At 65.8% G+C, this 10,479-nt stretch carries 10 protein-coding genes; 4 read left to right on the top strand and 6 right to left on the bottom strand.

Annotated features, from left to right (window positions below):
• Window positions 1-5 precede the first annotated feature (5 nt).
• The 4 genes from kdpA to pyrE form a co-directional block, all read right to left on the bottom strand.
• Complete coding sequence (gene kdpA / locus AB4Y98_RS06795) at window positions 6-1,715, bottom strand: potassium-transporting ATPase subunit KdpA (protein ID WP_223497535.1); 1,710 nt, start codon at window positions 1,713-1,715, stop codon at window positions 6-8.
• A 12-nt stretch (window positions 1,716-1,727) separates the two neighbouring features.
• Entirely contained in the window at window positions 1,728-1,820 is a 93-nt protein-coding gene (locus AB4Y98_RS06800) for a potassium-transporting ATPase subunit F (protein ID WP_005407770.1), read from the bottom strand.
• 174 nt (window positions 1,821-1,994) lie between these two features.
• Window positions 1,995-2,669, bottom strand: coding sequence for a hypothetical protein (locus tag AB4Y98_RS06805; RefSeq protein ID WP_442244037.1), 675 nt, complete (start codon window positions 2,667-2,669; stop codon window positions 1,995-1,997).
• A gap of 19 nt (window positions 2,670-2,688) precedes the next feature.
• On the bottom strand, window positions 2,689-3,348 hold the full coding sequence (pyrE, locus tag AB4Y98_RS06810) for an orotate phosphoribosyltransferase (RefSeq protein WP_089241329.1): 660 nt from the start codon (window positions 3,346-3,348) through the stop codon (window positions 2,689-2,691).
• A gap of 163 nt (window positions 3,349-3,511) precedes the next feature.
• Between pyrE and AB4Y98_RS06815 the strand changes: the two genes are divergently transcribed.
• The 3 genes from AB4Y98_RS06815 (at window position 3,512) to AB4Y98_RS06825 (ending at window position 5,921) form a co-directional block, all read left to right on the top strand.
• Window positions 3,512-4,312, top strand: a complete 801-nt coding sequence (locus AB4Y98_RS06815; protein WP_312108738.1) for an exodeoxyribonuclease III — start codon at window positions 3,512-3,514, stop codon at window positions 4,310-4,312.
• The gene (locus AB4Y98_RS06820) at window positions 4,309-5,613 is read left to right on the top strand and encodes an AmpG family muropeptide MFS transporter (RefSeq protein ID WP_428704059.1); all 1,305 of its coding nucleotides are present in this window, start codon (window positions 4,309-4,311) and stop codon (window positions 5,611-5,613) included. Before AB4Y98_RS06815 ends, AB4Y98_RS06820 begins: the two co-directional genes overlap by 4 nt.
• A gap of 77 nt (window positions 5,614-5,690) precedes the next feature.
• Complete coding sequence (locus AB4Y98_RS06825; protein WP_223497538.1) at window positions 5,691-5,921, top strand: hypothetical protein; 231 nt, start codon at window positions 5,691-5,693, stop codon at window positions 5,919-5,921.
• Window positions 5,922-5,976: 55 nt separating this feature from the next.
• Here the strand turns inward: AB4Y98_RS06825 and AB4Y98_RS06830 are convergent, their stop codons facing one another.
• Together AB4Y98_RS06830 and AB4Y98_RS06835 are read right to left on the bottom strand one after the other, a co-directional pair.
• A complete protein-coding gene (locus tag AB4Y98_RS06830; RefSeq protein ID WP_312108734.1) occupies window positions 5,977-7,104 on the bottom strand; it encodes an anhydro-N-acetylmuramic acid kinase in 1,128 nt (375 codons plus the stop codon).
• A 64-nt stretch (window positions 7,105-7,168) separates the two neighbouring features.
• Window positions 7,169-8,638 (bottom strand): M23 family metallopeptidase, encoded by a 1,470-nt coding sequence (locus AB4Y98_RS06835; RefSeq protein ID WP_223497540.1) that lies wholly within the window; start codon window positions 8,636-8,638, stop codon window positions 7,169-7,171.
• A gap of 167 nt (window positions 8,639-8,805) precedes the next feature.
• On the opposite strand from AB4Y98_RS06835, the gene tyrS reads away from it, so the two are divergent.
• Complete coding sequence (gene tyrS, locus AB4Y98_RS06840) at window positions 8,806-10,014, top strand: tyrosine--tRNA ligase (protein WP_032977018.1); 1,209 nt, start codon at window positions 8,806-8,808, stop codon at window positions 10,012-10,014.
• The last annotated feature ends 465 nt before the right edge of the window (window positions 10,015-10,479 follow it).

A 10,479-nucleotide genomic window follows, 5' to 3' on the forward strand; every position in this document is an offset into this window, starting at 1 on the left:
TGTCCTCAGTGCAGTCCCAGGCTCAGGTGGTCGGCGATCGGGCCGAGTACCAGCGCCGGCATGAACTGCAGCACGGTCAGGATGACGATCACCGAGACCAGGGTCAGGGCGAACGTCGGGGTTTCGATCTGCAGGCTGCCGGCCGACTCAGGGGCCTGCCGCTTGGCGGCCAGCTGTGCGGCCACCACCAGCGGGATGATCAGCAGCGGGAAGCGGCCCAGCAGCAGCACCAGCGAGCAGCTCAGGTTCCACCAGGGCGTGGCGTCACCCAGTCCCTCGAAGCCCGAGCCGTTGTTGGCGTAGGCCGAGACGTACTCGTAGAACACCTGGCTGATGCCGTGGAAGCCGGGATTGGAGGTGCCGGCCAGACCGGGCACGGCCAGCGTGATCGCGGTGAACAGCAGCAGCGTGATCGGCTGCAGCAGCACCAGCAGGGCCAGCAGGCGCACCTGCGGCGTTTCCAGCTTGCGGCCGAACAGTTCCGGTGTACGGCCGGTCATCAGCCCGGCCAGGAACACACCCAGCAGCAGGTACACGATGAACTGCTGCAGGCCGCAGCCGATGCCGCCCCAGATCGCGCTGACCAGCATGTTGACCATCGCCAGGCCGCCAGACAGCGGGCTCAGCGAATCGTGCATGCCGTTGACCGAACCGTTGGAGACCTGGGTGGTCACCGCCGCCCACAGCGCGGTGCCATCGGCGCCGAAGCGTACTTCCTTGCCTTCCATCAGCAGCGGCGTGGCCGCGCTGGCGCTATGGCCCTCGCTCCACACCATCGCACCGGTGGACAGCAGCGACATGCCGAGCATGCAGCTGAACACCAGCGCGCCGAAACGACGGCGCCCGGTGAACGCGCCGATCATGAAGATCACCGCCATCGGCACCAGCAGGATGCCGATCACTTCCAGCATGTTCGACACCGGGGTCGGGTTCTCCAGCGGGAAGCTGCTGTTCGGGCCATACCAGCCGCCACCATTGGCACCCAACTGTTTGGCCGCGACCATCGCCGCAACCGGGCCCAGCGGCAGCTTCTGCTGCGCCATGCCGGCACTGGCATCGATCGGCGTGGCCTGCGGGCCACCGGCCATCGTGGAGGGCACGCCCTGGCTGGTCAGCAGCAGCGTCCAGACCAGGCACAGCGGCAGCAGGAAGCGCACGCACAGGCGCACGACGTCCGCGTAGTAATTGCCCACCGCCACCTGGCGGTCATCACCCGCAGCGGGCGCGGTGACGGACTTCGGTGCACGCGAGAACAATGCACGCAACGTGGCCACGGCCAGCGCCAGGCCCATCATCGGCGTCACTACCTGCAGGCCGGTGATGCCGGTCATCTGCGAGAAGTAGGACAGCTGTGCCTGGCCGGAATAGTGCTGCTGGTTGGTGTTGGTCAGGAACGAGATCATCGTGTGCAGCGCCGTATCCCAGCGCATGTTTGGGATCTGGTCCGGGTTCAACGGCAACCACGCCTGGGTCATGAATACGGCCTGGGTCAGCACCGCGATCACCACGTTGCTGAGCACGAACGCCAGCACGTAACCCCGCCAGGACATCGAACGTGACGGATCAACGCCGAGCACCTTGTACAGCGGCTTTTCGATCCAGTGGAACAGCACGTCGACCTTCATCGGCGTGCCGCGCATCACCCGGGCAAGGTACAGGCCCAGTGGCCATGCCAGCACCAGGCTGGCGGCAAGAATGATAAGAATTTCAGTCATGGCAGGCTCCGCTCAGAACGACTCGGGCCGCAGCACGACATAAAGAAGATAGGCGGCGGCAACCAGCACCAGCACGCCACACAGCAACGACAGCCAGGGGGACATGGAATTGAGACCTGGTGGAACCCCTCCACCTCAGGGCGTCATCGTCGTCCCCACCCCCATAAACGCACTACGCGACGGACAGGGCCGACGCGTAAAGAGTGCATAAATTTCAGGGTCCAGGCCGTAACCCGGCATGCGGTAGCGCCGGGCCATGCCCGGCGAGCAGCGCGCCTCTCAACCCGCCGGGGTCTGTGCCGGCACGTCCACCGGCGCCAATCCCTTCAGCTGCCGATAGCGTTGCAGGCTGCTTTCGATCTCGACTTTCAATGCCTGCTGCTGCTGTTCGAAACTGGCCAGCAGCCGTTGCTGCGACTGCAGCTGCGCATGGCGCTGGGCGATCGCCTGGGCCTGCTTGTCGGCCACCTTGCCGCCCGCCAGTTCGCGGTCGCCGGCGGCAGCAAGCAGGGCCACCAGCGATTCGCGCAGGCTGGCAACGTTGTACTGGGCGGTCTTGAGGTTGTTGTCGAGCACCTCCTGGCGCTCGGCGAACACGCGCCGCAGCGCATTCTCATCACCGTAGGTGGTCAGCATCGCCTGTTCGGTACGCTGCCGGGTCTCTTTGGCCATCTGGTCCAGCTGGACCTGCGCTGCCGCCGTGCTGGCGGCAGCGCGTTCCTCATCGCTCAACGCGCGCTGCACCTGCGCGTTGCGCAGGCCGCTGTTGGCGCTGAACTCATCGCGGGCGTGGTTGACCGCATCGGCCGGCAGCGCATCGCTGCAGATCCGCTCCTTGCCCTCGTTCCAGCAGTACAGCTTCTTGTCTGCGGCCTTGCCGACGGACTGTGCCAGCAGCGTCTGCGGCATCACCAGCAGCAGGCTGGCAGCAACGATGGCAGGAACTCGGAACATGCGACCTTCCCCCTGGTGGTCAGCGCGTGGAACGGACGCCGTACTGGGCGCGATAGGCCTCCAGCGGCTGCCGGTAGCCTACAAGTTCCGGATTTCCGGAAGCGAAATCAAGCAGGTCGGCCAGCGTCGCCACGGCGATCACCGGGATGCCGGCTTCTTCGGCCACGGCCTGTGCGGCGGAGCGATGGTCGGTGTCCGAGGCGATCTCCTGGCGGTCCAGGGCCACCACGATGCCGGCCGGAATACCGCCCGCAGCGCGGATGATCGCCAGCGCCTCGCGGATGGCGGTGCCGGCGGTGATCACGTCGTCGACGATCAGCACGCGCTTGCCGGTCATGTCGGCGCCGATCAGCTGGCCGCCTTCACCATGGTCCTTCACTTCCTTGCGGTTGAACGACAGCGGCAGGTCGCGGCCACGCTGGGCCAGCTCGCAGGCCATTGCGGTGGCCAGCGGAATGCCCTTGTAGGCCGGGCCGAACACCACGTCGTACTTGATCCCGGTGGCGTCGATGGCGTCGGAATAGCACGCCCCCAGCTGCGACAGCAGGGAACCGGAGTCGAAACGGCCGGCGTTGAAGAAATAGGGGCTCAGCCGGCCGGACTTGAGGGTGAACTGGCCGAAGCGCAGGGCATCGGCGGTCAGGGCCAGCTGCAGGAAACGGTGACGGTGGTCGCTCATCAAAACTCGATTCATCTTCATTTGGAGCGCAAATCCTAATCCAGCTGGGCTTTCTGCGCTCGTCCAGCCCCTTCACGCGGGTATCCGTGGCTGCCCCCGCGGGCTGCTCAGCCCGGCAGGCAACCGGTATGCTTGCCCGGTTTCCCGCCGTAGGTTCTTCCGCATGCGCATCATCAGTTTCAACGCCAATGGCATCCGCTCGGCCGCCACCAAGGGCTTCCTCGACTGGTTCCGTGGCCAGGACGCCGACGTCCTCTGCATCCAGGAGACCAAGGCCCAGGAAGACCAGCTGACCGACCCGATGTTCCGCCCGGACGGCCACCATTGCTTCTACCGCGATGCCATCACCAAGAAGGGCTACAGCGGCGTGGCGATCTACAGCAGGCGCGAACCGGACCAGGTCATCACCTCGCTGGGCTGGGCCCCGTTCGACGACGAAGGCCGTTACATCGAGGCCCGCTTCGGCAACCTCAGCGTGGTCTCCTTCTATATCCCGTCCGGCAGTTCGGGCGACCTGCGCCAGGGCTTCAAGTTCGAAGTGATGGAGTGGCTGCGGCCGATCCTCGAGGAATGGGCGCGCAGCGGCCGCGACTACGTGCTGTGTGGCGACTGGAACATCGTCCGCTCGGCACTGGACATCAAGAACTGGAAGTCCAACCAGAAGAACTCCGGCTGCCTGCCCGAGGAGCGCGACTGGCTCAATGCCCTGTGTGCCGACCACGGCCAGGCCACCGACGTGGCCACCGGTCGCGGCTGGGCCGACGCCTACCGCCTGCTCAACCCGACCGGCGAGGACTACACCTGGTGGAGCAACCGTGGCGCCGCTCGCGCCAACAACGTTGGTTGGCGCATCGACTACCAGTTCATCACCCCGGGCCTGCGTGACCGCCTGCGCAGCTGCTCGATCTACCGCGACCAGCGCTTCTCCGACCACGCGCCGTTCATCGTGGACTACGACCTGTGACCGAGGCTGCCAAGCCGGCCGGCTACAAGGGCTGGGCCGGCATCAAGCGTGCGTTCGGCACGCCCTCTGCGCTCACCATGGCCCTGCTGGGCTTCGGCAGCGGCCTGCCGTTCCTGCTGATCGCCTCGCAGACCCTGTCTACCCGCCTGCGCGATGTCGGCCTCGATCTGGGCAGCATCGGCCTGATCAGCCTGGCCAGCTTCTTCTACCTGCTCAAATTTGTCTGGGCGCCCCTGCTGGATCGCTACGCGTTTCCGTTGCTGGGATTCCTTGGCCGTCGCCGCTCGTGGCTGCTGGTCTCGCAGATCCTGGTACTGGTGGGCCTGGTGGCACTGGCGTTCGTGCGACCAGAGCAGGGCGTGTGGCCGCTGGTGGCATGGGTACTGGTGGCGTCGTTTGCAGGTGCCACCCAGGATTCGGTGGTCGACGCCTACCGCATCGAGATCGCCCCGCAGACCGCGCAGGCCGCGTTGGCCGCCACGTACACGCTGGGCTATCGCATCGGCCTGATCCTGGCCGGTGCCGGCGCCCTGTATCTCGCACAGTTCGAAGGCTGGATCATTGCCTACCTGGCCATGGCCGCACTGATGATCCTGCCGATCATCACCACCCTGTTCTGCCGCGAACCGGAGCGCCCGGCCAACGCCGTGCAGCGCCGCATCGACATTGCCGAAGCGTTCGTACAGCCGATCACCAGCTTCTTCACCCGCAACGGCATGGCACTGGCGCTGGCGTTGCTGGCGTTCGTCGGGTTCTTCAAGTTTCCCGACCAGGTCATCGGCGTGATGGCCGGACCTTTCTATCTGGATTCGGGCTTCGACAAGGCCGACATTGCCACCGTATCGAAGCTGTTCGGTGTGTGGATGGGCATTGGCGGCGCATTCCTCGGCGGTATCGCTGTCGCCGCTTTCGGTTTCCGCCGGATGCTGCTTGTCGCGGCGCTGGGCGTGGCCCTGTCGAACCTGGCGTTCCTGCTGATGGCGCACAACCCGGGGCAGTTGTGGGCGTTCTACGCCGCGCTCAGCGCCGACAACCTGTTCCAGGGCTTTGCCGGCACGGTGCTGGTGGCTTTCATGTCTTCGCTGACCGATCGCAACTTCACTGCCACCCAGTACGCCCTGCTGGTATCGCTGGCCAACCTGCCGGGCAAGTTCGTCGGCGGCGTTTCCGGTTACATCGTGGAGGCTACCTCGTACAGCACCTTCTTCATGCTCAGCGCCGTCACGGTGGTGCCCACCATGCTGCTGCTGGCCTGGCTGTGGCCACGCATCCTTGATCGTGGGCCGTCACCCGCGGCCTGATTGCCTGTGCGCGCTTACTGCGGGATGATCGCCCCGACGCGCCGAGGGGGCGGTGCCTTGCGAACGGGGAAGTGAGCATGGCCGACGTAGTGCTGCGGGACCTGGACCCGCTGCTGCTGGAACGCATCAAACGGGTTGCGGTTGCCCGTGGCTGGACCCACGAACAGACCTGCGAGGCGCTGCTGGAGCAGGGCCTGTTCAGCAGTGAACTGGAGGTCCGCTCCGGCTTCGGCGATCCCGAAGTCGACGCCCTGTCCGACGCGATCGCCGCACTGCAGGCGCTTCCCGCCGGCCAAGGCTTCGATTAGCCCCGCAGGGCCGGCTGCCTAGTAGATCCACGCCATGCGTGGATGGCGCCATTCCTCACGCCAGATGAATCGCTCCGAGAATCCGCGGCCCCTTCGCCCCGGTCACGCTCGGCAGGTTGCCCGGCAGCCCGTCCATCGTCCGTTGCGCCAGCCAGGCAAACCCCATCGCCTCCACATACTCCGGGTCCAGCCCGTGCAGCGCCGTGGACTCGACCACCACGCCCGGCAGGCGCGCTGCCAACCGCCGCATCAACTGCGCGTTGCGCACACCACCGCCACACACCAGAACGCGCCGGGTGTCGGGCTGCTGGGCCAGCAGCGCATCAACCACCGTCGCCGCGGTCAGCTCCAGCAGCGTCGCCTGAACATCGGCGGCGGCGAACTGGCCTTCCTCCATGTGTGCTTCGGCCCACGGCAGGTGGAACTGCTCGCGCCCGGTACTCTTGGGCGGTGGCAGCGCGAACCAAGGATCCGCGCGCCAGCCGGCCAGCAGGCTGTCATCCACCGCACCGCTGGCCGCGTAGGCGCCGTCAGCGTCGAAGCTGCGACCGGTGTGGCGTTGGCACCAGGCATCCATCAGTGCGTTGGCTGGGCCGGTATCGAAGCCACGCACGACGCCTTCGCGGGGAATCAGGGTCAGGTTGGCGATCCCGCCCAGGTTCAGCACCGCACGGTCCTCATCGGCCGCACCCAGCATGTCCAGGTGGAAAGCCGGCATCAGCGGTGCCCCATGGCCGCCGGCGGCAACGTCGCGGCGGCGGAAATCGCACACGGTGGTGATCCCGGTCAGCTCGGCGATGCGGTTGCCGTCACCCAGCTGCACGGTGAAGGCCGGGTCGGCCAACGGTCGATGGCGTACCGTCTGACCGTGCGAGCCAATGGCTCGTACCTGCGAACGGTCGACGCCGGCTTCTTCCAGCAGCTGGTTGGCGGCGGCGGCGAAGCTGATCGCAATCCGCGCGTCCAGCTCGCCCAACTCTTCCAGCGACTGCAACGGGCCGCCTTCGCCAAGGGTTACCAGCCTTGCCCGCAGCATCGGCTCCCAGCGGGCGGTCAGCCCATGCACGAAGCGGCATCCCCCGTCGGCCGGGAACTGCACCAGCGCGGCATCGATGCCGTCAGCGCTGGTGCCTGACATCAGGCCCAGGTAGAGGGGAAGGGACGGATCGGCAGTGGCGTTCATGGCGGGCATAAAAAAAGGACACGGCAAGCTTGTGCTGCCGTGTCCTCCTTCGTCAACGCAGGGCTCAGCCGCGCTTGCGGCCTGCCGGCACCTTGTCCTTGGCGCTGGCCACCTCGGTGCTCGCGCTTTCGGCAGCCGGCGCGGGGCTGGCGTCGGCGTAGATCAGCTTCTCCATGCCCTGGATGCGGGCCATCGCCGGCGCGGTCTGCGCCCGGAAGGCCACCAGCTCGGCGCCCTTCAGCGGCTCCGGCGGCGGCATCGTCACCGTCAGCGGGTTGCGGTGCTCGCCATTGACCCGGAATTCGTAGTGCAGGTGCGGGCCGGTCGCCAGGCCGGTCGAGCCGACGTAGCCGATCACCGTGCCCTGGGCCACGCGCTGGCCATTCTTGATCCCGGCAAAGCGCGACATATGGCCGTACAGGGTGGTGTGGCCACGGCCGTGGTCGAGGATCACCACGTTGCCATAACCGCGTTGCACGCCGACGAACTGCACCCGCGCGTCGCCGGCGGCCATGATCGGGGTACCGGTGCGCGCGGCGTAATCCACGCCCTTGTGCATGCGCATCTTGCCCAGCACCGGGTGCTTGCGCGCGCCGAAGGTCGAACTCAGCCGCGCGAACGGGATCGGCATGCGGATGAAGCTCTTCTTCAGCGAACGGCCGCTGATGTCGTAGTACTCGGACTTGCCGTTGCGGTCGAAGCGGAAGCCGGAGTAGGTCTTGCCGCCGGTGGTGAAGGTGGCCGCCAGGATCTTGCTGGTGTCGACCTTCTCGCCCTCGCGCCAGGTCTCATCCATCACCACGCTGAAGCGGTCGCCCGGCTGCAGGTCCTTGGAGAAGTCGATGTCGTACTTGAAGATGTCGTCGGTCATCGTCGCGATTGCCGATGGCGACAGTCCTGCACGGCGTGCAGCCGCATACAGCGAACTGGTGATCTCGCCGCTGGTGACCACCGTCCGCGTGGACGTCTCGCGCTTGGTCACCGTTTCCTTGATGTCATCACCGCTCAGGCTCAGTTCGACCCGGTTGTCGGCGTCGCGGTCGAAGCGGATGCTGCGCAGGTCACCGGACAGCGGCATGTCGAAGGCGATCTCGGCGCCCGGGCGCAACTTGGTCAGCGATTCGCGCGCACCCGGATGGTCCAGCACCCGGTGCAGGGTGGTCGCCGAGATGCCGGCCTTGTCGAACAGATCGCTCAGGGTCTGCCCGCGCTGTACCCGCAGCACCTGCCAGCTGTCACCGGGGATCTGCTGCTGGCGGGCCATTGCCAACGGGGGCAACGGCAGTGCCAGGCTGGTGTGGCTGTCGGCGTAGGGGGCATCGATGGTGTGCGAGAAGCCCGGCACGATCGTGGCCACCAATGCGCCGATGGTCACAAACAGGCTGGCGTGCATCCAATGGCGGCGCGTCCAGCGCTCATTGAACGCAGCGGGAAGGTGTTGCCTCAGCTTCCGGTGCAGGGCGTTGTCGTGCAGGACGTGGAGTCGTTCCTGGAAGCGCTGCTTGCGTGCGCGGCCTTGATCGGAATTGAGCATCAGATGTCGGTCTCTGGCTGACCCGGGAACGCGGGCCCAAACGCCGGTAACATAGACACCTAATAAATTCGCGTCAAACCCTTGTGCCTATTGGCTTTTGTGAAGCCGATCGGGTTAACTTCGCTTTAACACCCCACATAAGAAACGGCGTTGCCGGGAGTAGTCACGTGTCCTCGATTGAAGAAGCCCTTGCCCTGATCGGCCGCGGTGCCGACGAGATCCTCAAGCTCGAGGATCTGCGCGCGCGCCTGCAGGAAGGCCGCCCGCTGCGCATCAAGGCCGGCTTCGACCCCACCGCGCCTGACCTGCACCTGGGCCACACGGTGCTGCTGAACAAGATGCGTCAGTTCCAGGACCTTGGCCACCAGGTCATTTTCCTGATCGGCGACTTCACCGGCATGATCGGCGACCCCTCCGGCAAGAGCCTGACCCGCAAGCCGCTCAGCCGCGACGACGTGCTGGCCAACGCCCGTACCTACGAGGAACAGGTGTTCAAGGTGCTGGACCGCAGCCGCACCGAGGTCCGCTTCAATTCGGAGTGGTTCGGCAAGATGAGCGCGGCCGACATGATCCGCCTGGCCGGCCAGCACACCGTGGCACGCATGCTCGAGCGCGACGACTTCGCCAAGCGCTATGCCGCCCAGCAGTCCATCGCCATCCACGAATTCCTGTACCCGCTGGTGCAGGGCTACGACTCGGTGGCCCTGGAAGCGGACGTCGAGCTGGGTGGTACCGACCAGAAGTTCAACCTGCTGATGGGCCGTGGCCTGCAGGAACACCACGGCCAGAAGCCGCAGGTGGTGCTGACCATGCCGCTGCTGGAAGGCCTGGATGGCGTCAACAAGATGTCCAAGTCGCTGGGCAACTACATCGGCATCAGCGAGCCGGCCATCGACATCGTCACCAAGACCATGAAGGTCGATGACGCCCTGATGTGGCGTTGGATCGAGCTGCTGTCCTTCGATATCAGCCAGGCCGAAGCGGCCTCCCTGCGCGAACAGATCGCCGCGGGCCTGAATCCGCGCGTGGTGAAGCTGCGCCTGGCCCGTGAACTGGCTACCCGGTTCCACGATGCCGCAGCGGCCGAGCAGGCGATTGCCGGCTGGGAAGCTGCCGTTACCGGGCAGGGCGACATCACCCAGCTGCCGCTGCAGGATGTAGCCATCCCGGCCGAGGGCCTGCGCATCGCGGCCTTGCTGACCGCCGCCGGCCTGACCCCGAGCAACTCCGAGGCCAACCGCAAGCTCAAGGAGCGTGCGGTGAAGGTGGACGGCGAAGTGGTGGAAGACGGCCAGCAGGTCCTGCAGCCCGGTTTCGAGGGGCTGCTGCAGGTCGGCAAGCGCACCTTCGCCCGCGTGCGCCTGGTCGCTGCCTGACCGGAGGCAGGGGCCGGCGCAGCCGGCCCCTGCTTCTGCTCCTGCAGAGCGGCGCCGACGCTCTTCCGCTGTTCGCGGGGCCTGTGGCGGCGCCTTTGCATGAACGGATGCAACATCCGATGAAAAAAGTTGCCACACCCCCTTCACAAAGGCCGCGAATAGGGACATACTTTCCCTCCCCCGTCGCAGGGGTCGCCAACAAGGGGCTTCAGCGACACAAGGGACGCCACCACCGACGAACGAGATGATCGAACGAAAGGTGTTGACGGACTCGAAAAGTCCGGCATAATAGGCGGCTCGCTACGAAGGAAACTTTGCAGCACACGGGAATGGCGCTGAGGCCACTTCCCAAGATCTTTGAAAGTATGCGCAGGTATCTTGTGAAGGCGCCTGCAGGAAGGATGATTGTCCATCTTGCAGACGTTTGATCAAGCAACTATTAATTGTTTTAAAGCAAGCGATACG

The organism is Stenotrophomonas sp. 2YAF26, assembly GCF_052114625.1.
Taxonomy (GTDB): Bacteria; Pseudomonadota; Gammaproteobacteria; order Xanthomonadales; family Xanthomonadaceae; genus Stenotrophomonas; species Stenotrophomonas indicatrix.